The following is a 24,796-nucleotide window of genomic DNA, read 5'->3' on the forward strand; positions in this document are numbered from 1 at the left end:
AGTGCATACTAGCGTCTGCAGACATGGAGCAAGGTGAACTACCGGCGATAGTTACGACGTGATACCATCCGAGACGTTGCTAGGCGTCGCTAAACTTCCCAGCTGAGAGTTCACCGGTTCCGATTAATCCATCGGCAGAATTCCTTGAAATCCTTGGCGCCCGCGTCGTCAGCGATGTCATGGAGCGTCCCAATACTCACGCTATCATGATATGGGACTGAAACAGTGCGGGATTCGACATCTGCGCCATCTGGGTGTTCCCACTTGAGAATGTAGTGATCGCCAGCAATCCGATCAACCCAGAAATTCCCCTTGTTGCAGAGGACCTTGACGATCTCCTCCCCGGAGAAATCCCGCGTGACCATTCGAATTACGTCAACTACCCCACCCTACTTTGCTCACCCTGACGGGGTCGCTCGTGGAGGGTGGGACTTGTCCGTGAACTCGGCCTCGAACCCTTCCGGGTGGGCGGTGAATCCACCACTCGGCGTCATTGTTCCAGACTTCAGGGCAAGCTGACTATTGCCCGTCCGCCGAGACGACTGTTGGCCCCGACGGACGTACCGCAGTCCGATGTTCTTCGCGGCGTTGTAGTCCGCGTTCGCTTCCGACTCGCACTTCACACACCGGAAGTCGTTGCGAGTCGGGCGATTCTCGTCTGCCGTGAACCCACACTCTGCGCATCGCTTCGACGTGCACGCCGAACCCACCTGCTTCACCGAGACACCGACCGATTCGGCTTTGTACTCCACCTGCTCGTACAGCGTTCGGAACGCCCACTTGTGCCCCCACGACGCTCCCGTGCGGTCACGGATATTGGTTAAGTCCTCGAACGCGATTACGTCACAGCCGTAGCGGAGTGCTTCATCCACAATTGCGTTCGACGCTCGGTGGAGCACATCCCGGACGTAGCGAAGCTCGCGGCCACTCGACTGTTCGAGCGTCCGGTGGGCGCTTCGGGTGCCGGTCTGTTGGAGTCCGGCGCGAACCGTCTCGAACTCGCGGAGGTTGTGGGTCAACTCCCGCCCGCTGAAGAAGTAGGCGGTGCTCGTGACGGCGAGGTTTTCGACACCGAGGTCAACCCCGAGAACCGTTCCGTCCTCGGCGGTGTTCCGTTCGGTGTCAGTCTTGTGTCTGCGGAAGCCGATGTGCAAGAAGTAGTCGCCGTCACGAGCGGTGAGCGTGCTTTCCGTGACGCTCCACGTGTCTGAATCAAGGTACTGCCGCTGGTAGCCATCGTCGGCGTCGGGGAGGGCAAGGTCACATCGGATTCGACTCTCTGTGGTGGAGAGCGACACCGTGTCGTCATCGAACAGCGTCATGGTCCGGATGTCGTACTTCACCGTGGGTGCGGTGAAGGTGGGCTTGCTCACCTTCTTGCCGTTGGACCGGCGTTCGATACAGCCGGTGATGGCCTGAGCAGCCTGGTGGGTGGCGAGAATCGCGTGCTGACTCCCGAGGTCGGTCTGCTCGCGCACGGTATCGTAGGCGAGGGGTTGCACGTCGCTTTTCGCGTTGTACTTGCCCCACGCCATGTCGGTGGCGAGTTGGCAACCACGCTTCCACTCGGAGATAGTGTCTTCGAGGAGGTCGCGTTGCTCGTCCGTGACTTCAAGACGAGTGATTGCCGTCCGACGCACGTAGTCGTCTGCCACACTTCAATGTGATTGAGGGGCTATTTATAGATTGATATTTGTGCCCTGCTTCGCCACGCGCTCCTCCCCTCCCTACCGCTCGCTTCGCTCGCGCTTGAGGAAGGGGACTCCGCGCTACCGCTTTACTTGAGAACGTCCGGCAGCTCGCCACGTCCGAGTGTGTTCTCGTCGGGATCGATTCCGAGGTCTTGCAGCTCCTCAGCAGTGGGTTCACGCCCACCGTCATGTTCGAGCGCGTCGACGACAGCATCAAGATTTTCGAGGGCTTCGTCTCGCGTCTCGCCTTGAGCGGACACCTCGACTTCGAGGTCTCGGGCGGTCCAGGTCCCGTCCTCGTTGTGGGTTAGAGTGATCCGCGGTTCCCGGCCAGCTTCTTGCTCGGAATCGATGCTCATGCCCACAGTACATGTGGAGAACGGATAAATTCTCTCTCCTCTGTAATTCGTGTGGTGTCGGTATTCTAAGCGTGATCCCTCCGGGTTCGACATGGATGTAGTCACTACCGTCGGGGTATGCACGGTTCAGCCGTTGCAAGATGGATCACCATCCAGATGACGATGTCGTCCGACGCCTGCTCCCCAGTGCTGAATGAATTCTGTGTATTCCACACCGTACTCCGATCACGTCTTGAGGTTTCAATTGTTACCTTCCACGAGGCTTATTGGTACACACAGCCAACTATAGGGAATGACACAGTCCGACTCTCGCGGGCTGTTACTCGATCAGTCACAGGACAAAATTTCTCTGATAGACGAACACGGTACATTTACGTATGTCAATGGTGCCGTGCGCCGCATCCTCGGATTCGATCCTGCCGACCTCGTCGGTGAGACTGCCTTCGAGTATATCCATCCCGACGACGTAGAGACGATTCGCCGCGTTTTCGAGCGGACGCTTCGAAGTGAGTCGTTCACCGAAGCAACGGTCGAATATCGGTTTCGTGCGGCTGACGACTCGTGGGTGTGGCTCGAGAGTCGGATGTCGAATCTCACGGATACCGAACTTGACGGGTTCGTCGTCAGCTCCCGAGATGTGACTGACCGGGTTCGAGCCGAACACGAATACGCTGAGACGGCGAGCCGCTTGGAAGAAATCGCCGCTGCCTCCGGGGATGCGCTCTGGATGTTCAATGCCGATTGGTCCGAATTGCTGTTCATGAATCCTGCCTACGAGGAAATTTACGGAATGCCTGTCGAGGAAGTGAAAGCGTCGCCCGAGGCATTTCTGGAGACAATCCATCCAGACGATGTCGTCGCTGTAGAGGACGCTATGGAGTGCCTCTCGGCGGGGAACGCCGTCGATATCGAGTATCGCGTGAATCCCCAGGAACACTACAAACGCTGGGTCTGGGTGCAGGGGCAACCCATCACGCAGGACGGTGAAATCGTTCGGATCGCGGGCTTTACCCGGGATATCACGGATCGGAAGCGGCGGGAGCGGCAATTGTTCGTGATGGACAATCTCCTTCGACACAATCTCCGAAACGATCTGAATGTCATCCTTGGGACGGCGGACCTCATTGAGGGGACCGTGCCGGAGGTAGACGACCAAACGGCGATCATCCGTCGGACGGCCGAGAATCTCCTGCGGAGCGCCCAGAAACAACGTGAGATCATCGAGCTCGTCACGGGACAGGAGCGACGTGAACGGATCGACCTTCAGGAAGTCGTCTCAGAGAGCATCGCAACCGTTCGCGATCGGTATCCGACTGCGACGGTCTCCGTCACGACGTTCGACGCCGTTACCGTGCGAGGCCGACCGGAACTAAAAGCGGCTGTGATCGAACTCCTCGAGAACGCGATTCAGAATTCTGAAGCTGTGAACCCAACGGTGATGGTTCGGTTACAGCAAGTGGGCCACCATGCAGAGCTGAGCGTTGAAGACGAAGCAACACCGATTCCACCGATTGAAGCGGCTGTACTCAAGGGCGAACACGAGATGACCGACGTGTATCACAGCAGTGGACTCGGCTTCTGGCTGGTCTACTGGAGCGTCGAACTCTCGAACGGCACCATTTCCGTTCACTCCGAAGATGGACGAGGTAATCGCATTACTGTCTCGCTCCCCCGAGCAATGGAGTGACAGCACCCGCTACGCGCTCCAGCAACTATCGCAGTGCGGCATTCTCCGTTCATTTAGCCATCTCTGGTAGCTTCGGAGAATTCCATAGCATTCCTCAACAACAATACCCGGTGCTGCGAATAGTCGACATATCCGTGGGGAACACGGAACGGTCCCTGGCGAGTGGAAGGAGAGATGGTGGCACCCGCTAATTCTTGGCAGTTGCTTCGTAAACAGGTGCTATGTCGACCTATCGGACCGCGATCCTCGTCTTGCTACTCGTCTTCGCGGGCTGTAGCGGCACGGGCGGCGATACCGGCAGTCAGTCCGTTGATTCGACCACTGCCACGGACACACCGCCTCCAGCAGCGACGACCACCGCAACAGAGACATCGGAGACGCCGTCCGGGACGCTTGAGATTCATTTCATCAACGTCGATCAATCGGTCAGTACGCTCATTATCGCGCCCTCAGGAGAGACGATGCTCATCGATACCGGCGATTTCAACGACGATGGGGAGTATGTCCTTCAGTATCTCCAGCGTCACGATATCAGGCGAATCGATCATCTGGTCGTGAGCCACAACGACGCCGACCACATCGGCGGGAATGCCGCCGTGATCGACTACTTCGAAACGCAAGCCGATGGGATCGGCGTGATTCACGACCCCGGCATCGCAGCGAGTACGCAAACCTATACCGAGTACCTCGATGCCGTCGAAGCACACGATGTTCGACTCGTCGAGACGCGTGAAGGAGACACGCTGTCGTTCGGTGGCGACGCGGTTGGAGTGCAGGTTCTCGGCCCACCAGATCCATACCTCGAAAATAGCGCCCGCAACGAGAACAGTATCATCCTCCGGTTTACGTTCGGCTCAACGAGCTTCCTGTCTACCGGTGATGCCGAGGACGATCAAGAAGCGTACCTTGTCGATCAGTACGGGACACAGCTCCGCGCTACGGTCCTGAAAGCCGGTCACCACGGGAGCAAAACGAGCACGAGTGGTGCCCTCCTAGACACCGTCAAGCCCGAGACAGTCGTTATTTCGAGTGCGTATGACTCGCGATACGACCATCCAAGCGAGGAGACACTCCAGCGGTTGGCCGAGCGGTCGATACCCACCTACTGGACGGCGACCCACGGCGATATCGTTGTTGTCAGCGACGGTCGCGGTATCTCGGTTCGCACCCAGCAGGCGGCCCCGACCGATCCGCTCGCGCTCCGAGGTGGGAGTGCGGTTGCGCCTGGGACCTCGAACCCGGTCACTGAGCGGGCACGCTTCGGTGGCAGTCCGGTCGCCGAGACGACGGCGACTCCCGACGGTCGTACGTCCTCGACGGCGACCACGACGATGACTGACGGCGGAGCAGCTCCGGGCGAGGCGATCGCCCTCGTCGATATCAACGCCGATGCCGACGGCAACGATAACGAGCATCTGAACGACGAGTACATTATCCTCGAAAACACGGGCGACACAGCTGTCGACCTGTCGGGGTGGACGCTCGCGGATGCAGCGGGCCACACTTATACGTTCCCCGATGGAGTTACCCTCCCCGCTGGCGGACAGGTCACGATACACACTGGGAGCGGAATCGACACTGACACCGATCTTTACTGGGGGCAGGGGTCGGCCGTCTGGAACAACGGTGGCGATACAGTCACTGTTCGGACTGCTGATGGAACTATTGTGCTTGAGGAGGAATACTGACTATGGTCACCGATGGCACCTACACCGCAGTCCTTGATCGGTTCGAGGATGACGTGGCAGTGTTAGTGCTTGAATCGGATGACGAAACACTTGGGCAAGTAGTGGTCGACGCCGAAACGATTCCTGCGGAGGGCCAGCATCAAGACGCACTCTTCACTGTCGTGATGTGTGGGGGTGAACTTGCAGAGGTGACGTACCACCCGGACCAAACTGAAGAACGCCGGGAGACCGCACAGTCTCGATTCGATCGGCTTTCGGAGCGATCCGACTCGGACAAGTAAGCGTCGGTGTCTGGCAGGAAGTGGATTCAACCGGCCTTGTTTGGCCAACGACAGGCTCTAGTGACTATATCAGACTCAGACACACACTCTAGTCACCATACAATCACTTTCGCTTATTAAGAATCTCGACAGGGCCTCCCTCAACACGGAGATAGTCAAAATACGCGAATACAGCCGCGCTAAAGTTTCACTACAAATACACCTTGTGGATGGGTGCTGAATCAGCCGGTACTCGACGACCACTCCCGCTCCCACTCCTTGATCAACGGGCCGTATTTGAAACTGATATGCTGGGGACTGGCTAGACGACGATTGAATCCCTGCCCACTGAACCAGCGCCTGTATTCACCGAACCCCGAACGGGAGATATCGCAAGTCGGTGGGGCGAGGTTCGAGCCAACGAGACAGAAATCAAAACCTCGGTGGCAGTGCAAAACGAGAACGACGAGGCCTTTACCGATCTGCTATCGCTCAATATCCAACAGGAAACCTCTATCGCGGGTGTCACAGTCGCCACAGGCATGAGTCGGATAGCGGAACTCCCAACCGGCGAAGGACAAATCGAGGTCACAGCGACCAAATCGCATGCGCTCGTCCCGAACTGGTGGGCTGCACATCTCCGAAACGGCGAGCGCTCAGTGATTCACACGGAACTGAATGCTGAGGCTGATCTCTCCGTGACGACGCTTCCGTTAGTCCTCGATGATCGGGTCAGCACCGTTGAAACCACGCTACTCACAGATCTCAATACGACATCACGACAGGCAGTCACCGACGATACAACAGGGCAGTCCCTATTTATCAGCCACAAAACGAGTGCTGAGTGGATTGACCCGACACCCACAGAGGCAACGGTACTGATCAGAGCTGATGTTGAAAACATTCGCCCAGTGCCGCTGACGCTACGAGAGTTCAATGTTCAGGTCGAACTTAATGATGTGGCGCTGACGGATGCGCGCTTATCCGAAGAATATGTGTTCATTCTTGGCGAGCGTAAATCAATCACGCTCAGATTCCCTGTTGACAATTCACAAATGGCCGCTTGGTGGCCAACACACATCCGGAACGGAGAGCGATCCACCTTGGATAGCCACGTAACTGCAACAGTAAGCAGCAGGAACATCCGCGGACGACAACCATTGGAATTCCTGTCGGCGACTGGTGAGATCACAACCAATCTCTTAGACGGGTGACCTCAATCCACCCATTTAAGTTCGAACTCGATACTCAACGCATCGGGTTCGCCCGTCGGCCCTCTCACGTTCGGCTTTGACCTCGTGCGGGGGGAAGCGCCGCAGCTGTCTGGATTTACTCACCGTCATCATCACCGCATTCCGATCACCGCACACTGATTTCACCGGGACCACTTCGATTGACCAGTGGGCAACGACACCCCCGATCAGCGGGGAAGGGGAGGGAAGGTATGGCGACGACGATCGTCTCGCAGGGACCGTGGGTGCTGGACGATACAGCCGTGGTATGTGCCCTGTCGCGGGCATGTATTGATATGCCTAGTGACATTATAAAATTTCGTCAGACAGGCGTCAGCGTACAGTTGAAACAGTGGGATGAGGTGGTGCTTGAACTCAAGAGATACATTCGGAGTGATCACCCGTCAGCACACACCGCGAGATCTCCCCGGGCATCTGCTACGAATCGTACGCTCCGGCGAGATGCTCGAGGATCACCTCGCCGTGGCGCTGCTGCGGCAGGCACCAACACCCCAGCCGTTCGCCGTACAACTTTTCGACAGCCTTGGCGAACTCATTGTTCTCGACGAGATTCCCACGGAACCAGCCCTCATACAGTGCGACCGACTGCTAGTGAGCGTCGACCTCACCACCGCCCTCAACGAGTGTGAACGGATTCCCGAATCGTGAGCGACGGTCGATCCATCGGGTCGGATCGAATCGGCGCCCCGAAACAAGTTCGGTGCCGCTGGGTTCGTGGACGATGCGCCGGCCACGATCGGCCTCGGGGACGTGGAGATCACCACAGACGCGGGCCCGGACCGCGTTGAGTTGGTTCTCGGTCGGTTCAGGAGTCTCACTCATCGGCAGCTTCCTGCATGACTATCTTGAGTGGTCGTACCCGGTACTCGCCCGTTTCAGTCTGCTGTTCGAGGACTACCTGCTCGGTCTCTGCCGGGGTTGTGATCATCGGGCCTGGGATCTTCGTCCGCTCGATAACCTCGCAGAACTGCCAGTAGCCCGAGTCAGACATCGCTGCCCTCTCGGTGAGACTCGTCTCTCTGCTGGCGCTTTGTGTGCTCGACGAGGTCGGTTAGGGTCCCTGGATGGGTGGATTCGACGTTGTCGTCCGTGAGGGGAAACAGCATATCTCAGTAGTCCCTGGTGGCGAACTTAGCATTCTCGGCGACTACCGGACGGTCTGTTCACTCTCCGTACAGATTCCAAATCGCCGCACTACGGGCCGCTCGAGACTCATCACTAAGATGGACTGGTCGCCCGGTGCCCGGTGTAAGAGTGCGTCGTGCTACTTGACGACCAACCGATCGACGGCCTGCGCCATATACTCCCGTGCGGGCCCAAGCGTCGTGTCGCCCTTCTTCGCAGCTGTCTTCGCTGTTCCGAGCGGCGCACGCTGCACCCCAGCGGCCACGACGTAGTCGTCGACCGTGACACGGGCGACATGGACGGCGACCCACCACGGCCCGTTCTCACCACTGACGACGCCCTGGAAGCTCTCCAGTTGAGTTTTCTCCTCGAGGAGTGTGATCTCTATCTCGCCTTGGATGTCGGAGACTGCCGTCGGTCCGGAGATCCATTCCACCTCGTCGGCGTCGGTGACACCGGCTCGCCTGAGCATTCGCCGAGTCTCCTCACGCTGGAGCAACGCTTTCGTTTCGACCCCGACCAACGGGTTGGCCGACTCCCCGGCGACCGAAGCATTCGGCGTCGACAGGACACCCATCCCGAAGGTAGCACCACCCAGTGGAGCCGGCTGGCCAGCGTCGAACAGTTCGGCAGGGACGAATGGTTGCCCGAGAGTGATCGCGACGAACCGATTTCCAGAGATCCCAACTAGGAAGGGGTTGTTCCCCGTGTCGAACGGATTGTTCCCTGTGTTGAACGGGTTATTTCCCGTATCGAATGGATTGTTCCCCGTGTCGGCAGCACTGAACACCTCCGCCGGCTCTTGGTCCCCGACCGCGAGCAGCACTTTTCCCTCCCCCTCATACATCGAGGAGGAGTCGTACCGCTTCGGCCACCAGCGTTCGCTCGGTTCGAACGGGGTGTCTTGGTGGAGCCAGGTTCGATAGGGGAAAAACGAGGAGACAGGGCCCTCATAGAACGAGCCCTCGTTGACGGAAATCTCGTCGCTACGGGACCCAGATCCAGGGACGAGTACCAGCAGGTCGCCGGGGTCAACCTCACCGTCGCCGCGGATGCCAGCGGGTGCGAGGATACTCACCTGCTCCCCTGGGACTGGGCCGAACCCTTCTAGAAACGGCAGTTCGACTTCCTCAAGACCGAGATCATCTCCGTAGGCAACAACTGCGCCCTCGCTGATGGCACCGCCGTTGACCCGCTCGGTGAACCACCCGATGGGAGTGCGGAGCGGACCGTGTCTGTCGGGCATCTCACTGCCCACCGATCCCGTTCGCGCGTTTGTGGATGCTAGTGTGATTCGTTAATTCGACTTTACTGCCGCCCGGGCCGCTCCGCGTGATGGTCTGCGAGTCTCGTCTCGTCTCAGCGAGTCTCACCGCTTCCTGATCGCTGTCCGGTAGTATCACCGGTGACGCCGCAAACGACTGGCTGGTCACACCCGAACAGCCTGCAAGGGCGACTCCCGTAGTCGTCCCTGCGACCGTGAGGAGACGGCGACGGCTCCAGCCTTCGTCATTGCTGGATAAGAACTCCGATCCTATCATTAGGCTGGTATTCAGCTGGAATATAATAAAAGTCAGGGTGCTGATGTCCTCTTTTTCCGCTTCAGTGCGGAATAAGCGCTTTGTATTCAGCCGGACTCTGAAAATTATCAGAAATATATGGTTTTCAACAGGGCCGCTTAGTTATAGACATAATGGACTCTGCGTCGGGCTGCGGACAGTGATGCCTGGCTCATTCGATAACCTCTGTCGGCTCCTGGAAATCGAGGACATATAGGTCGGCGCCACACTTGCCACAGCCTGGCCACGCTTCCACGAGATCGTCCAGGACATCGTCGTCGACGGAGGTCTCGTAGTCTCCCTTGATGCGGAGATGCTCCTCCGGCGTCTCGTTGAGGTTCGGACACTCCGCGATGATCATGCCGTCGACTCGGTCACGGTGATGGTACCACAGGCGGCGACATCACTATCTTCCCCACCGCTGTACGACCAGACTTTCACTTGCGGATCGTAGGTTCTTGGTTCGGCGTACGAGACCGACCACGAACTCTGGCTCGTGAACTCGCCGAACGAGCCGCCACCGTACTTGTCGTATTGGTAGTCGTCGGCATTTGCCGATTCCGAAGCGTCGATCGTCACCGACTCGCCAACTTGGATGCTCGTCTCCGAGACTGTACACCGGGCGACGGGATCGGTGTTCGTGGCGAACACCAGATTCAGCCCCCCATCGCCACTATACAGCGTATTGCTCGTCGCACCCGCACCGACGGCAGGGCTCGCGCCGAACATGGTGACGCCGATCAGCGTCAGCAAAACGAGGGCAATCCCCCAGTAGCGGCGTGTCGAGTGACTGCTCGACGTTGACCCGTCACGGTGAGTACACTCCTCTGTCTCGTCGTCAGTCGGTGGATTCATTAGTGGTCACTATGTCCGAATCCCGCCCAATCACCCGTCGCTCACCAAAAAACCGCATCTGGACGCTGTCTGTGTCGGGTGCTGTCATGGCGGCCCTGTCTGCCGACCGTCGACCGTTCAGGTTCTCGCGAGCGAACCGATGCGGTCGACTCACCTACTTACCGTCGGTCGTTATGACGGGATCATTGTACACTGATAAAAATACCACTGTTACGTGTCATGAGTATACTATTATGGTGGAGGTAGCTGATTTTCCGTCTCCTAAAACCAGCGTGGAATTCACACAGGAGTCCTCGGCTTCCTGAACGACCGATTCATTTTTTCGCCCCCTGAAGGGTGCGGGGCGACTCCAAACCGAGTGCCTCGCGTGTTCTATGGCCAAGACAGCAATCTACGAGCGTAGTTTCGATGAAGAGAGTGGCAAGACAATTGCGACGAAGACCTGTCCGGAATGTGCAGGCACCCTCGTCACGGAGAGTGCGGAAGTCAGTTGTGCGGACTGTGGACTCGTTATCGACGAGTATCTCCTCGATCACCGACCTGACTGGAACGTATTCGACCGCGATACTGATTCCGAGCGAACGGGTGCACCACTAACACCGACCCGTCACGACTGGGGCCTCTCGAGTGAGATTGGCTACGGTGGTGATGCACAGGGAACGCCACTATCGGGAGCGAAGCGTCGGCAGATTGCCCGGCTACGACAACAGCATCAGCGGGCACAGTGGCAAACCACAGCAGAGCGGAACCTCGCCTACGCCTGCAGCGAAATCAGGCGGATGGCGGGTGCCCTTGATCTTCCGAGATCCGTATGTGAGGAAGCCAGTCTCCTCTATCGGAGGGCACAGCGAAAGCGACTCATCCGCGGTCGATCAATCGAGATGCTGGCGGCAGGCAGCCTGTACGCGACCTGTCGCTGCCGAGGCTATCCGCGCACGATTGCCGAAGTCGCGGAGGTGACCCACTGTGACCAGCCACGTGTCGCACGTAGTTACCGGGTACTGAACACCGAACTCGGGCTAGACGCTCAACTCGTTACGCCAATGAAGCAACTCTCACGATTCGCGGCCGAATGTGAGGCCTCAGCGGATGTCCGGCATCGAGCCCGTGAACTCGCATGCCTGGCGGAGGAACACGGGCTTGCCAATGGCCGGCATCCAGCAGGTGTCGCCGCAGCGTGTCTGTACGTCGCCGGTCTGGACTGTCACGTCAACTACACACAGGTAGAACTCGCAGAGATTGCAGGCGTGACTCCAGTAACCCTTCGCGACCGCTATTATGAACTCCGAGACGTACTCAGTGCGGAACCAACAGACGGGACTACTTCTTCGTGAGGGTGTTCGGATGTTTCCCGGCAAGAGTCGGTATCGGACTGCTAGATCGATCCGACTGGATCGGTGCGCGCGTGGGTACGATCGGGCGTACACTACACCGACGGGGTTTCCAGCGAGCAAGCCAGTGTCTCGGGGAGCGACGCCGAGACGGTTCACGGGAGACCGAGCCTGCCAATTTTTGTGCGCCCTGACGGGTGCGGGCGCAACCACGGAATGCCCGTAGACAACCATGACACCGCCAGAGCAAACAATCATATTCGCCGGTGTGGACGGCCGAACACGCACCGCCTTTCCAGCGTGGTACGCCCAACGACACTCAGATGCCGACCCCGTCTCGTTCGCGGAAGCGATCCGGGCCCTGCCACGAGCTGTTGACACGAAAATTGCGTACAACAACCCCTATACGGACGAGTGGATCCCGACCGACCGATTCAACGCAATCGTGGATCCCGAGCGACTCGAACGCCAAGCTGCGGGCGATACTGACACCGACCCGCTCTTTCACGTCCCGACAGACTCGTATGCCGTCATTACGCCGACAGACGTGTACGCACCGCTTGAAGAGGTCCTCCGAGCGGAAACCCACGAGGGACGCACGCTCGGCGAACTCGTCTTTGGCGAGATTCGACAGTACCGTGGCGGTGGCGAGATCCATATGGACATCTTGTTCGATGGACTCTCCGTCACCCTTCCTGAACGAAATGAGCCGATCACGATGGGCGTCACCTCGGGCTATGACTTCTTCGGTGGGCATGCGGTGTACGTCGAAGGCTTCGCCCGCGATAGCTACTGTGCGAACTCGATTCGCCAGCTGACTGATCGGCAGACCGTGAAACACGTCGGGGAAGTGGGCGACTTTCGGAGTTGGTGGGAGACCGTACTCGCACAGCTCGGTCTCATTGCCGACGATCTCGCGGCGTTCATCGACGATGCCAGTGAGATTACGGTTGACTTCACGCAGGTGCCATTCGATGTGACGGAATTCTACGAGCTGCTTGAGTTCCCTACCTATCTCGCCACCCAAGCGGCGAGCGATGCGCGGGCAGCGGCGACGACACCGACCGAAATCGATCTGTGGACACTCCACTCAGGAGCAACCTACGCCCTGACGCACTTCTTCAACGGAAAGGAAGGAGCCGCACTGGATCGGTACGTCCGGCGAGCCAACGACATTCTGTTCAATCCCGAAGCGACCGTGAACGCCGTCACGCAGACGTACGAACAGCAGGCAGTAGACGCAACGACACATGACGGGCAGACGGGGCTGGATAGCCAGGTGGCACTCGCACAACTTGACCGCGTCGGACAAGAAGTTCGTGCGAAAGCTACCCGATTCGAACGACGCGAGGCAGCCCTCCGGGCGCGACTATCTACGATTACCGAGTAGCCGTTCTCCGATTCCTCTACTTCTTGCGGAGCCGAGCGAAGCCAAGAGATATTTATAATACACTGTCTCAACCGACTACTGATGGATGTTACAGAGGAAGTGTCTCAATTTGAGTTCGATCTGTCTACAGTGCGGCCGAGTGTTGCGGTAGTCGAAGCGCTTGCTGACGCAGAACACGTCGATTCAGCGGAACTCTTCAAGGAGGGAACCACGCTCTACGAGTATATCAATCCGGACGCCCTCAATAGACTGTTCACAGGCCCGCAGTCGGATACTGTCGACGTATCCTTTACCATCAACAAAATCGATGTACAGATACGGGGAGACGGAACCATCGAAATTGAAAAGACGCGCTAACTCTGGGATCTTATCCTACCACCACTCTTCGCGTTTCAGTCACGTCTCGGCCGCATCACGCCCCCACAATGAAAACAGACACCCCCTCTCGGTGAGTTCCATGAACAGTCTGGTGGAGATGCCGATCTACACGTCGCACCTAGTGATACGCTGGATGGATGCTCTACAGATTTAGCTGAGTCAGCGGCGGTGTCTCGGCTGTCATAATCTCTTTACTCATGGCCGAAAATGGGTGACCGATGAATCGCGTTCCTGCTCCGCTGCTGCCGGCATGGACACGCTGGGGGAGCGTACTCGCTGTAGCCGGAATCATTGGCTATTTTTCGGTCGTGGCAACCGCACCAGCCCCACCCCAACCAGGATCGCTCTGGGACAAGAAGCTGCATTTTGTGGCTTATGCAGGGCTCGCGCTGACACTGGCCTATGCGACGGCACCGCCTCACTCACGTGGATTCAAACGGGCGGGACTTGTCCTTGTCACGGCCATCGGCTATGGGGTGCTGGTCGAGTTGATTCAGGCCCCTCTCTCCAACCGCTACTTTGCACTCCTCGATGTACTTGCTAATATCGTCGGGGCACTCCTTGGGATGATCTGGTTCGGTATTGAACGGCGACTCCGATACATCCCTGTCCCGGATGCCAATCTCTGACGAGGCAGTGCTTGCAGACGCCGAATACTCGATCAACTGCTTCCGCTTAAGACAAGCGGACTCAGTTTTGTCTAGCAACAGATGCTATCGCGTACTATGTCCCGAACGTGCGAAATAAAACTACCCACACTGTGCCAGCCTTGTTTAGACGCGATGTAGATCGCCTTCCCCGGTCAATATTTGAACGACAAAATCAGCTTGAGAGGCACTCACGGGATGATTCTGTTCACCGAGTATTGCCACTAACTCGCGCCTTCAGGAGCGTCTAAACAAGGCCCACTGTGCCGAGGCACAACTCCCATCCACAGACATCGACGAGTGTCGACGATTCCACTCATCGATCCCCGAAAGAAGCCACAAAATCTGATGCGAAACCAGTACGCCAGCACGCCTTCGGTCGGCCGTACCCGCCCTAGTTCTGGATGGAAGACCCACCAGCTTAGAACGCTGCCTGAAAAAGTATGTAAGAATACATAATATTTATACATGATTAATGCGCTCAGGACATCGGATACAATCGCTCACACTCATCGCCTCTCCTTGCCAGAGACACGCGTCCGATGTGCTGACCGAGTATCCTCAAAGATATGGATAAATCTGCCAACCCGGATTCAGACCCGGAACGATCCAGCCGTATCGCGTTCGTGACCAACAGTTTCCGTACGCCGCTCTGTGTCACCCTTCTTTTACTCCTCTTCGCGACTGGGCCGGTTACCGCGCAGTCAGTCGGACCCGCCTTCTGTACCTCAGATATGGCGGAGACGATCAAGAACCTCTTCACACTCATTCAGTTCGGAGGGCCACTGCTCGGTGGGGTGATCGCCCTGGGAGCAACAGTTGTACTCCCAACGGTTCGCCGCGTAGATATGAAGCGCGAACTCAAAGAGATGCGCAATCAGGCCGTCCTGTGGGGGGTGATCGTCGCTCCACTCGGAACCGCAATCGTCGGATTCCTGCTCAATAACGTTGTGGCAGGAGGCGCAAGTTGCGGCTTCTGAGCACCGTTGGAGGCACGCTCATCTGGCTGGTCGCCATGCTCGCTCTCACCGCAAGCGCGACACAGGCAACCGCCCATCCACCCCCGTCACCGGAGCATGGCGTGAACGAGACGACATACTGCACCCTCTGGGCAGGGGATACCGACGCAACAAACACGTCGACACTCCACGCCCGAACCGCGAACACGACGAGAGGCGTCTGTGTAGTGGCTGCGGGAACAGACATCCCACTCAATGCCCCACCGGCTGCGGTCGAGCAGTGGAATCGCGGCGACCTCCACGACTTCCCCATAACAGATTCCGATCAGGCCATCGCGCCACCTACGGCGCCGCTCAGTCACGGCCGCTTCATTAAGGATGCCTACACCGCTATCTTCGCAGTACAACCCTCGACGCGAGCCCGGCTCTCACCAGCCGCACAGCCGTTGTACGTCGCCTCGAACGGAACACTACTCGGGACTGTCGATTCCCGCGTGGCCGTTCCTCCAGACGACACGACTGGTTCGCGACGCGTCTATTGGAGCCTCGTCGCCCACGACATCCGAGAGACACGGGTTCGAGTCGCGGGGACCATGATCTCGAATGCGAGCGGGAATCACACACCTACGTTGCCCTACGCGCTCCAAAGCAGTGGCAGCCGGTCACAGGAACTCATTCTCGAAGCCGATATCACAGCCACCTTACGCAAACGCGTCGAGACCTGCATCGCCCGCGATGTCGATGGCAACTGCATCAAGTGGGAGAACACGATAACCTACCCAACGGAGACACTGACTGTCCAGGATCAGCTCGAAGTCGTACCATACGACCTCACGATTTCCGGCTATCGGGCAGCGTATCCGAATGGCGACCTTGGCCTCGTGATCTACAAGAATCAGCCCTGGCTGGGCTATTCCCTCCCGAACGGTGACGTCCACGGTGTCTGGCGCTTCTACGTCGCGCGGAACGAAGACTGGGACACACTTGTGGTGCGGACGGAATCGGGTGAGACTGTACAGGATTCGCCACTCCATCCATTGCAGATCGCGGCGTATCCCATCGAACCCGGGCCGACCGCCTCGCGGCGAACCGTGACCATACTGGAGGCGTATGGCGTCACCACAACGCCACCGACGTTGCCGCCGACAGTGCTGTTGGACATCCTGACGGACCCATATACGTCGAGTTATGGCCTTGCGACTCGCACCAAGACGACCAATCACAACCTTGCCGCGGTGACCGCCTACGGCATCGTCCGCGGGGTCGATGTTGATGCCAAGCCATCTGACTTTGCGGAGATTCCCATCAATCAGAGCGATCTCACTGTGACAGTCCGACAGACCACCCCTGAAACGATGACCGTGCGAGTGCAGGTACAGGATGCGCAGACAGGTGCGCCAATCAACACCGCCGGACGTGAGGGGTATGTCGTTCTGGCGGACACGCGCGTAAACACGAGCGGTAACGGGACTGTGACGACGACACTGCCGCGAACGTCCGGTGGGATTGCGGCGCGATACGAGCCGGGGCGATGGTGGACTGCCAGTCCCGGGTATACCGGCGATTCTGATGTCGCGTACGTACACGGAACGGTACTGCAGGCACTCAGCGTGCTGTATCAACTGGCAATCCCTGTGTCGCTCTTCCTGGTCGGTGTGTTTCTTATCGATCGGATTACCGGCTGGCGCGTCTGGCCACCCTGGAGGCGAGTGTGATGAATCCGAAGACACTCCTCTCACGGCGGTCCCTCCTCCGGTCGACACTGGCGATCGGACTCAGCACGACAGCCGGCTGTTCGGGAGCAGGATCTCCGCAACGAACGGAAACTGACTCACGTGTTCGCACGGCACCGGTGGTCCAGCGTATCGCCTACGAGAGTGCTGAGATGGTGGTTACACTGCGTGAAGCCCATGATGTCTCACAGCTCAATCTGATCGCTCCCGATGGGAGCCTGTTTGCCCAGACACCCGTCGCGACTGGTGCAACCTCGGCGAGGATACAGATTCTTGATATCAAACCCGGAATCGGCGGTTATGAACACTACGAACCGGGGCGCTACGAACTGGTCGCAATACAGGAGTCTGGTTCCCAGTCGATCACTCTAGAACTACGACCGAACGTACAAATCGTCGATATTCGTCAATATCTGGAGGGAGAGAAGGCAGTCGACCTCGGCAACCTTGTAATAACGGTTGAAAATATAGGAACGGCACCAACATGGATATATGATATAACATATCGAGAAGCACCAAATACGGCGGTGAATCGACCTCTTGTTGAGGGAGCTGGCGTACCCCAAATAACGGTGCCAAAATCGGCGGAGAATCTGATACTAGCGCCTCACCAAAAACGGCGATATGTTGGGTCAACCTCGCCCCTTCTTCTTGCTAATCAAAAAAGACAGAATTGTAATGAGTCAGTTTCAATGGATGTTATCGTAGGAGTCGCCGCTGGTGCTCCACTGCAAGAGCGAATTGTGGTGATGTTCGGGGGCGAGGCTCATTCAGCAGGCCTCCTCGGCGAGTATGTTTGCAGTGATATCTCTGTCGTGGTTACGGAGAACAGTAATCTAGAGAGTAGTAAGCAACGCAAGAGGGGCGCTCTATGAGCGCACTCGGCGATGTTATAGTTGATTCGCTTCAAGAGCTTCTTAGAGTATTATTTACTCCGATCACTAATCTCATTCAAACTCATGCGAACTCCTTGGTCAGTCTCATAGTTGGAACTCCACATCCAAATGCAGTCTTCAGCCGACCTACGAACGGCGCGTGGCCGAATATCTATGACTACTATTGGGATGGGATCGTTCCGCTCGCCTTATTCCTCTGGGCATTAGCTATCGGGCTTGTCATCTTTCTCGAGTCGACGAGTCACCTCTTCAGCAGCTATCACCGATCCAAACTCAAGAAACGTGCCCTCTCCGGCCTGCTCGGCATCTTGGCATGGTGGTGGATTGCCGCCCTCTCACTCCGCTTCATCGAGGCACTTACCGGGTATATCGTTCCCGACCTTTCGTCGATCACGCTCTTTCAGACGCTCTCGTTCGCAGCGATGGGAGTACTGGGCCTCGTCATTGCCCTCGCGTCTGACTTTCTCCTGTTCGTTCTGCTCATCATACTCTACTTCACACGACACCTCGTGCTCTATCTGTTCGTCCTGCTGATGCCGCTCCTCATCGTCTTCTGGATTCCAGGTGTCGGTCCCTTCTCGCTCGTCTCGCGATTTATGCGGCGACTTGCTGGCTTCTACGTCCCCTTTCTGTTCATGACCGTGCCAGTCGCCATCCTCTTCCGAGTCGGCGATCTCATGGGGCAGAGTTTCAGTCTCTCAATGGGTGGCTTCGGGGCGTGGCTAACCGCGCTAATCATGCCGATTGTGGCTGTCCTTTGCCCGCTGGTACTGTTCTGGCAGGCTGGCGCGATCTTCTTCGTCACAGATCGAGCCGCACGCCACGCCTCAACCCCGCGAGCACAGGATCGAACAGCGCGAGCGCGGGAGACAGGACAAGCGAGCGTCTTGGGCAGCCGCAATTTTCTCCGCGGCGCTGGTGGCAAACCCGCGATTCGGGGCAATGGACAGACGGTCCTCAACTCCGGGAATTCACGGGCACACGTGGCTGGTGCACGATTGAATGCCAGTGGCTCCCGTCTCCGCGACCGGTTTAAACGGCAGAATAGACGTGGCGGGAACGGCGGCACGGCTGCCACGGGATCAGAGCGTGCTGAATTCAGCCGGGCGGCAAACTTTGAGAACCTGCAAAATCGGACGGCAACGCGCACCTCGGACGGCACGTCTCGGGGCAGCCGCACCGACAGGGACGACGACCCACCACGATACATCCAGTAACTATGGCTACCAACGATCCAGCAAAACGCATCCCGAAATCACTCAGAACCGACGCAACACTCCTTGGAACATACACGCTTGCCGATATCGTGGTGGCCGTCTTGCCCGGCGTGATCGTGATCTTGCTCCTCCAAATCGTCGTCCCCACGCCGGTAATCATCGGTGGGTATCACCTCCAGACGATCACGCTTCCGCTCGCTGGTAGTGCAATCGTATGTGGGCTCCTATTCGTCTATCTCACGCCAGCCCATCTGAGTAGCCTAGAGTGGATTGAGACGGTCGTTCGATTTGCTCGACACCCGAAACGGGCCACGCACGAAGACGCGAAGCAGTATACGCAGATTGAGCGAGTATATCCGCGTCGCGACGCACTCGAGCGGACCGACGGGGCACTCCTCGGGATGGTGCAAGTGCAGCCACCGACGATGGCACTCGCAACCGATCACGAATGGCAGGCGAAAGCCGAGTCCTTCCAGAACTTCTGCAATACGGTCGTTGACTTTCCAATCCAGCTCTATGCAACGACCCAGCCATTCCCTGTCGAGAGGTATCTTGCCCAGTACGACTCACGGCTTGAGGCGGCAGATGTGCGCGCAAATCCACAGCTAGCCGCGCTCATTCGAGACTATCTCTCATGGTATGCGGACGAGCTTGACCAGCGACGAATGACGATCCGGGATCACTACATCGTCATCCCGGTCGCGCCTCATGAAGTCCGATTCGAACGCGAAAGCCTCCGGCAGAAACTCGCGCGGCTTCCAGTACTCGGGATCCTTCTCACAACCTGGTTCGACTCGCACGCCACGGCCCGACAGGCAGCAATGTTCGATGCGCTTGAGACCCGTCTCCGACGCGTTGAGGCAGGCATCGCCCAGATCGATGGCTGTACCGCTACGCGTGTGAGCGCCGAAGACGCCACCCAGCTTCTCGTCGACTTCTGGGCCGGTGAATCTCACGAATACGGCGACCTTAGATCAGTTCTCCGAACACGACCACTCGTCGGTGAGAGAACATGATCTGGGAGAGACTCGCCTTCTGGAAGCGATCCGCAACATCGGAGACCGATCCCGTCGTGACCGCTCAGCCGACGGATCGTCCACTCGGGACAGCCACAGATGTGCATCAGACGGTGATCACACCCTCGAGTATCGAACAGACGCCGAACGACGTTCGAACGGGTGGGCAGTGGGCACGGACGCTCTGGATTGGCGAATATCCAGACGCCCCGGCCGATGGCCTCTTTGAAACCCTCTATTCGAGCGCCGATACGCGAACCACGGATATCACGATCCATCTCGATCCGCGTGACACCGCACGGACACTCGACTCCCTCGGCAACAAAATCGAGGATTTGGAGGCGGATTACGAATATCTCGCCGCGAAACGGCGCGCCGGTGCACGCGCCGTGCAAAAAGATCTAGCGGACTATCAAGAACTGTACGATACGCTCCGGAACACCCCGATGACTGCCTTCGATATCTCGATGTACCTCACTGTCCGCGGCGCAGAGGCGACCGAGATCGATTCGGATGCTGTCGCTCGGACAGCGCGGCGCTCGCCCGCCAATCTTACCCCAGTGACGCCGCGCTGGGCACAGCTCGATGCATTGGTCTCTGCGAGTCCGATTGCACTCGATCACCTGAACGACGCCTACGACACGCGAACCCCGATGTTAGCCGGCGCCGTCGGCGCGATGTTCCCGTTTGTTGCGGGGGCCGTTGCCGAGCCTGGAATCGAATATGGAACCTATGCACTCACGGAGAGCCCGCTCATCCTCGACCGGTTCAACCGCGAGACTGGCTATTGCGCAATGGTGATCGGAAAACTCGGCACGGGCAAATCCTTCTCGACAAAGCTCCAGCTCCTTCGGCGGGCAATGTATGATGCAGACACGAGTCTCGTTATGCTCGACCCGCTGGGGAGTTTTGCTGGGGTGAACGCCGCACTCGATGGTGAGCGCATCACCGTCGGTGGGACACGCGGATTCAACCCGTTGGACCTCCAGCCAACGCCAGCGTCCGTCCTCGCGAACGTTCCCGATCTCGATCCGTGGAGTCAGCAGATTGCGTGGGTGCTGACGTTCTTCGAGTCGTTCTTTACCAGTGTTGCGACCAATCCCCTTGGCGAGCGCAAGCAGACCTTACGCCGAGCCGTACAGGAGGCCTATCGACAGCACGGGATCACACGTGATCCGGCGACGCATGGCCATCCATCACCGACGATTCGGGAAGTGATAGTCGCTCTTGAGGAGCTATTGGCCGATCCAACGGCGTTTGACTACGTGACCGATGGTGAGCAGGAAAGTGTACGCCGTGATGCCGAAGCGTTGCTAAAGGACCTCCGACCGTCGTTCCAAGCTGGCGGTGATCTGGCCAACCTCGCGAAGCCAACGGAATTCGAACTCGATGCACCCGTGATTTATCTCGACCTGCATCAGGAGGAGGGGACGCAAGGACGAGCAGAGACGAGTTTGATGATGCAGGTCCTGTTCAATGCGGTCTACGAGCGGGCCAAAAGCACGGCGAAGCGGGTGCTGTTTGCCATCGACGAAGCGCATTACCTGCTGTCAGATGCGGCCTCGCTCGACTTTCTCGAAACAGCTGTTCGCCATAGCCGACATTACGACCTCTCATTACAATTTATCACGCAAACCGGCGGTGAGTTCGCCTTGACACCGGAGACGCGAACAATCGCGAATCTCTGTTCGATAACACTGATCCATCGGGTGCAGGAGGACGCGACCAAACTCGCGGAGTGGTTTGGATTGAGTGACCGTGAAGTGAACTGGGTTCGCACCGCAAAGGCAGGCAACGACGCGGATGGGTATTCAGAAGCACTCCTCGGGGTCGATGAAGAAGGCTGGTTCCCACTCCGCGTTCGCGCCAGCCCGTTCGAAGCCGCGGTCATCACGAACGGCCCTTCCGAGACGGGAATTCCGCAGTCTGAGACCCTCGCTCAGAAGTCAGACCCAGACACACAGGCGACCCCCACACGGTCGGCAGCCGTCACTGAGCGATCCGCAGTCCGGGATGAACGGAATCCCAGATAATGAATCCGAACGCCCTCCCGATCTCACTTCGAGATCGTCAGCAGTGGGTCTGTTGGGCCTCCCACGAACGGCAGGGCAAACAGACGAAAGTCCCCCTCGATCCAACAACGGGAGAATTCGCATCGACTGCCGATCCGGAGACCTGGAGTACGTTCGAAGCTGCGCTTGGTCGCGCGAGAGACCCGGCAGTGTCGGGGATCGGCTTCGTCTTCACGAGGGAGGATCCCTACGTTGGTATTGACCTCGATGACTGCCGAAATCCCGAGACGGGTGCACTCACGGATGCAGTCATACCCATGCTCCACAGACTCCACTCCTATACAGAGATCTCACCGTCGGGCACTGGTCTCCACATCATTGTCCGGGGTACACTCCCAGCCGGCCAACGACGGCGAGGATCCGTTGAGATGTACGACCACGGACGATTCTTCACTATGACCGGTGATCGATTACCAACACTCCCCGAATCAGTGTGTGAGCGCGCTGCGGCGCTCGCGTCGGTCTATCAGACTGTTGTCGCTCGCTCTACACAACCAGAGCAACCTGCGGTTACCCCATCAACGGACCGCCAACTCGCGTTTGAGTCGCGCTTAGATGACCAGCAGGTGCTGGAAAGCGCGCAATCCGCTTCGAATGGGGAGAAGTTCACCAGTCTCTGGAACGGCACAATCAGTCCTTATGACAGCCACTCCGAAGCGGATGTGGCGCTCTGTTGTTTGCTCGCGTTCTGGACGGGGGGAGAATCGACCCAGATAGACCGACTCTTTCGACAGTCTGGACTAATCCGACCGAAATGGGATGAGGTTCATTATGCGGATGGAGCGACCTATGGCGAACGAACGATCGAACGAGCGTGTTCTCATGTTACAAAGACATACACCGGCGAGTCTTAGCTCGCTATTTCGCCTTCTGCGGAAGGTGTCATCGACACCTCTCGACAAACACGGCCGAACTCCGTAGCGCTATTACGTCGTAAGATGTCCGAGCGGAGCAATATTACCAGTCAACTGGGCCGACATCCGTCTGGCAACGCACCAACGCTGATAGTGTGACCACTAATGAACACGATGACGGAGGACTTAAGCGCTCAATCACGAACCATATAGAGTGATGAAGGGCTGGCGGTACCGTAGTTTTGCCGTTGGCGGCGTCGCCTTACTCTCCGGCAGTGCCGTTCTTCTCATTAACAATGGAACCGTCCAAGCGCTAGCAAGCACCCTCCCGGTGGTATCGCAATTACCTGTGGAGCCACCGGGCACCGCTGAATTTACGTGGGAGGTGTTGACGACCGTCGCGGTCTTCATCGCGGCGTTTCTCCCGCTCTATCGACCCCGCCCCCGCCGGACGATAGATACCCTCTCTCTCGCCGCAAAACGCGTGGTTCTGGGACTGCTGATGCTCACGGCGATTGGCTATTTCGACTACACCTATCGTATTCCGCGTCTGTCCCTCCTCATGCTGACCCCGCTTCTTTTGGGCGGGTTGCCAGCGTGGTTCGTATGGATTGGACAGCGGCCTACTGGACGGCCCGACCGAAGCCTCATCGTGGGAGACAATCCGCGGACGATCGAAGAGGTTATTCGACAGCTTGACCTGCCAGTCGTGGGGTATCTCTGTCCAACCAGCCCCTTCCGAATCGCGACCGACACGCCGACGGAAGCGATTCCGGATGGTGGCACCACCCTCGCAGGTGTCGAGCGGCTAGGTGGACTGTCGCGGATTGAGGACGTTCTTGTGAGCCACAATATCGATACCGTCGTCCTCGCATTCGAACACCCGGATCGGGCTGAATTCTTCGGGGCATTGGATGCCTGCTACGAACACGGGGTTGCGGCCAAAGTCCATCCAGAACACACGGATAGCGTCTTGATCTCCGGAGAGAGTACCGACCGACTGGTCGATATCGAACTCGAACCGTGGGATATCCAAGATTACGTGATGAAGCGGGGCTTCGACATCATCTTTTCAGTCTGTGGCTTACTTGTGTTGAGCCCCGTCATCATCGGAATCGCAGCTGCGATCAAACTCGATGATGGCGGTTCGATTCTATACACGCAAGAACGGACCGCCATCTTCGGCGAAACCTTCGACGTGTACAAGTTCCGGAGCATGATGCCGGCAGGAGAATCCGCAACACCGATCGATGACGCCGACAACGACCGTATCACTGACGTGGGACACTTCCTCCGACGGACGCATCTCGATGAAATTCCACAACTCTGGTCAGTCTTAGTGGGCGATATGAGTGTAGTTGGGCCGCGAGCCGTGTGGACGGCGGAAGAATCGCTGTTGGAGGCCGAAACCCAGTCATGGCGCCAACGGTGGTTCGTCAAGCCAGGACTGACGGGGCTTGCGCAAGTGAATGGCGTGACGAGTACGAATCCGACCGAAAAGCTTCGGTTGGACTTGCAGTATGTCCGTCAGCAATCGTTCCGCTTCGATATGAAATTAGTCGCTCAACAGGTCTGGATGGTGTTGGAAGACGTGCTGAGAACACTGAAAGAGAAAGAAGAAAGCCAGTAGCACGCTCACTCCGAACACCCCACTCGATCTCGTTTCAGCGGGCGAACCAACCGACGTGCTTTGCAGCTTGACCTGAATAGGTTTCACCCCGTATGAGATATCGCAATTTCGGCTCACCTGAGGAGTAGGAGATATGACTCTGGCGTCCTTAGAGTTCAGCCCTACGACCAGCGACCCTCTTGGTTCGTAAGTCGCA

General features: G+C 57.8%; 24 protein-coding genes. 16 read left to right on the top strand and 8 right to left on the bottom strand.

What is annotated here, in order from left to right; translation table 11 throughout:
- Window positions 1-110 precede the first annotated feature (110 nt).
- The 3 genes from DU502_RS05035 to DU502_RS05045 all read right to left on the bottom strand — a co-directional run bounded on the left by DU502_RS05035 (window position 111) and on the right by DU502_RS05045 (window position 2,050).
- Complete coding sequence (locus DU502_RS05035) at window positions 111-365, bottom strand: type II toxin-antitoxin system HicA family toxin (RefSeq protein WP_121922053.1); 255 nt, start codon at window positions 363-365, stop codon at window positions 111-113.
- Window positions 366-398: 33 nt separating this feature from the next.
- The gene (locus tag DU502_RS05040; RefSeq protein ID WP_121922054.1) at window positions 399-1,655 is read right to left on the bottom strand and encodes an RNA-guided endonuclease InsQ/TnpB family protein; all 1,257 of its coding nucleotides are present in this window, start codon (window positions 1,653-1,655) and stop codon (window positions 399-401) included.
- A gap of 122 nt (window positions 1,656-1,777) precedes the next feature.
- Window positions 1,778-2,050 carry a type II toxin-antitoxin system HicB family antitoxin gene (locus DU502_RS05045; protein WP_121922055.1) on the bottom strand — a complete coding sequence of 91 codons (273 nt, stop codon included), beginning with the start codon at window positions 2,048-2,050 and terminating at the stop codon, window positions 1,778-1,780.
- A 292-nt stretch (window positions 2,051-2,342) separates the two neighbouring features.
- Between DU502_RS05045 and DU502_RS05050 the strand changes: the two genes are divergently transcribed.
- The 4 genes from DU502_RS05050 to DU502_RS05065 all read left to right on the top strand — a co-directional run bounded on the left by DU502_RS05050 (window position 2,343) and on the right by DU502_RS05065 (window position 6,899).
- Window positions 2,343-3,737 carry a PAS domain-containing sensor histidine kinase gene (locus DU502_RS05050; protein WP_199722784.1) on the top strand — a complete coding sequence of 465 codons (1,395 nt, stop codon included), beginning with the start codon at window positions 2,343-2,345 and terminating at the stop codon, window positions 3,735-3,737.
- 221 nt (window positions 3,738-3,958) lie between these two features.
- Entirely contained in the window at window positions 3,959-5,425 is a 1,467-nt protein-coding gene (locus tag DU502_RS05055; RefSeq protein WP_121922056.1) for a lamin tail domain-containing protein, read from the top strand.
- 2 nt (window positions 5,426-5,427) lie between these two features.
- Window positions 5,428-5,706 carry a DUF3006 domain-containing protein gene (locus DU502_RS05060; RefSeq protein ID WP_121922057.1) on the top strand — a complete coding sequence of 93 codons (279 nt, stop codon included), beginning with the start codon at window positions 5,428-5,430 and terminating at the stop codon, window positions 5,704-5,706.
- A 428-nt stretch (window positions 5,707-6,134) separates the two neighbouring features.
- Window positions 6,135-6,899 (top strand): hypothetical protein, encoded by a 765-nt coding sequence (locus DU502_RS05065; RefSeq protein ID WP_124897023.1) that lies wholly within the window; start codon window positions 6,135-6,137, stop codon window positions 6,897-6,899.
- A 456-nt stretch (window positions 6,900-7,355) separates the two neighbouring features.
- Here DU502_RS05065 and DU502_RS19040 read toward each other — a convergent pair whose 3' ends face one another.
- The 5 genes from DU502_RS19040 to DU502_RS05090 all read right to left on the bottom strand — a co-directional run bounded on the left by DU502_RS19040 (window position 7,356) and on the right by DU502_RS05090 (window position 10,477).
- On the bottom strand, window positions 7,356-7,514 hold the full coding sequence (locus DU502_RS19040) for a DUF4326 domain-containing protein (RefSeq protein WP_121922058.1): 159 nt from the start codon (window positions 7,512-7,514) through the stop codon (window positions 7,356-7,358).
- 238 nt (window positions 7,515-7,752) lie between these two features.
- A complete protein-coding gene (locus DU502_RS18150; protein WP_158601212.1) occupies window positions 7,753-7,929 on the bottom strand; it encodes a hypothetical protein in 177 nt (58 codons plus the stop codon).
- A gap of 273 nt (window positions 7,930-8,202) precedes the next feature.
- Window positions 8,203-9,309 (bottom strand): DUF6517 family protein, encoded by a 1,107-nt coding sequence (locus DU502_RS05080; RefSeq protein ID WP_124897024.1) that lies wholly within the window; start codon window positions 9,307-9,309, stop codon window positions 8,203-8,205.
- Between the two features lie 485 nt (window positions 9,310-9,794).
- Window positions 9,795-9,983, bottom strand: a complete 189-nt coding sequence (locus DU502_RS05085) for a hypothetical protein (protein WP_121922062.1) — start codon at window positions 9,981-9,983, stop codon at window positions 9,795-9,797.
- Window positions 9,980-10,477, bottom strand: coding sequence for a hypothetical protein (locus DU502_RS05090; RefSeq protein WP_124897025.1), 498 nt, complete (start codon window positions 10,475-10,477; stop codon window positions 9,980-9,982). Before DU502_RS05090 ends, DU502_RS05085 begins: the two co-directional genes overlap by 4 nt.
- 374 nt (window positions 10,478-10,851) lie before the next feature.
- Between DU502_RS05090 and DU502_RS05095 the strand changes: the two genes are divergently transcribed.
- The 12 genes from DU502_RS05095 (at window position 10,852) to DU502_RS05145 (ending at window position 24,600) form a co-directional block, all read left to right on the top strand.
- Window positions 10,852-11,811, top strand: a complete 960-nt coding sequence (locus DU502_RS05095) for a transcription initiation factor IIB (protein WP_121922064.1) — start codon at window positions 10,852-10,854, stop codon at window positions 11,809-11,811.
- Window positions 11,812-12,040: 229 nt separating this feature from the next.
- Window positions 12,041-13,198, top strand: a complete 1,158-nt coding sequence (locus DU502_RS05100; protein WP_121922065.1) for a hypothetical protein — start codon at window positions 12,041-12,043, stop codon at window positions 13,196-13,198.
- 81 nt (window positions 13,199-13,279) lie between these two features.
- The gene (locus tag DU502_RS05105; RefSeq protein WP_121922066.1) at window positions 13,280-13,555 is read left to right on the top strand and encodes a HalOD1 output domain-containing protein; all 276 of its coding nucleotides are present in this window, start codon (window positions 13,280-13,282) and stop codon (window positions 13,553-13,555) included.
- Between the two features lie 239 nt (window positions 13,556-13,794).
- Window positions 13,795-14,205, top strand: coding sequence for a VanZ family protein (locus DU502_RS05110; protein ID WP_121922067.1), 411 nt, complete (start codon window positions 13,795-13,797; stop codon window positions 14,203-14,205).
- A gap of 587 nt (window positions 14,206-14,792) precedes the next feature.
- Entirely contained in the window at window positions 14,793-15,203 is a 411-nt protein-coding gene (locus tag DU502_RS05115) for a hypothetical protein (protein WP_208020324.1), read from the top strand.
- A gap of 101 nt (window positions 15,204-15,304) precedes the next feature.
- Complete coding sequence (locus DU502_RS05120; protein WP_199722786.1) at window positions 15,305-16,897, top strand: hypothetical protein; 1,593 nt, start codon at window positions 15,305-15,307, stop codon at window positions 16,895-16,897.
- A complete protein-coding gene (locus DU502_RS05125) occupies window positions 16,897-17,790 on the top strand; it encodes a hypothetical protein (protein ID WP_124897026.1) in 894 nt (297 codons plus the stop codon). Before DU502_RS05120 ends, DU502_RS05125 begins: the two co-directional genes overlap by 1 nt.
- Window positions 17,787-19,028 carry a hypothetical protein gene (locus DU502_RS05130; protein ID WP_121922068.1) on the top strand — a complete coding sequence of 414 codons (1,242 nt, stop codon included), beginning with the start codon at window positions 17,787-17,789 and terminating at the stop codon, window positions 19,026-19,028. Before DU502_RS05125 ends, DU502_RS05130 begins: the two co-directional genes overlap by 4 nt.
- A 2-nt stretch (window positions 19,029-19,030) precedes the next feature.
- Complete coding sequence (locus DU502_RS05135; protein ID WP_121922069.1) at window positions 19,031-20,044, top strand: hypothetical protein; 1,014 nt, start codon at window positions 19,031-19,033, stop codon at window positions 20,042-20,044.
- Window positions 20,041-22,077 carry a VirB4 family type IV secretion system protein gene (locus DU502_RS05140; protein ID WP_199722787.1) on the top strand — a complete coding sequence of 679 codons (2,037 nt, stop codon included), beginning with the start codon at window positions 20,041-20,043 and terminating at the stop codon, window positions 22,075-22,077. Before DU502_RS05135 ends, DU502_RS05140 begins: the two co-directional genes overlap by 4 nt.
- 434 nt (window positions 22,078-22,511) lie before the next feature.
- Window positions 22,512-22,970, top strand: coding sequence for a phage NrS-1 polymerase family protein (locus DU502_RS19045; protein ID WP_394338943.1), 459 nt, complete (start codon window positions 22,512-22,514; stop codon window positions 22,968-22,970).
- 217 nt (window positions 22,971-23,187) lie between these two features.
- Window positions 23,188-24,600, top strand: coding sequence for a sugar transferase (locus tag DU502_RS05145; RefSeq protein ID WP_394338942.1), 1,413 nt, complete (start codon window positions 23,188-23,190; stop codon window positions 24,598-24,600).
- The last annotated feature ends 196 nt before the right edge of the window (window positions 24,601-24,796 follow it).

The sequence above is a fragment of the Haloplanus aerogenes genome (assembly GCF_003856835.1).
Lineage (GTDB): Archaea > Halobacteriota > Halobacteria > Halobacteriales > Haloferacaceae > Haloplanus > Haloplanus aerogenes.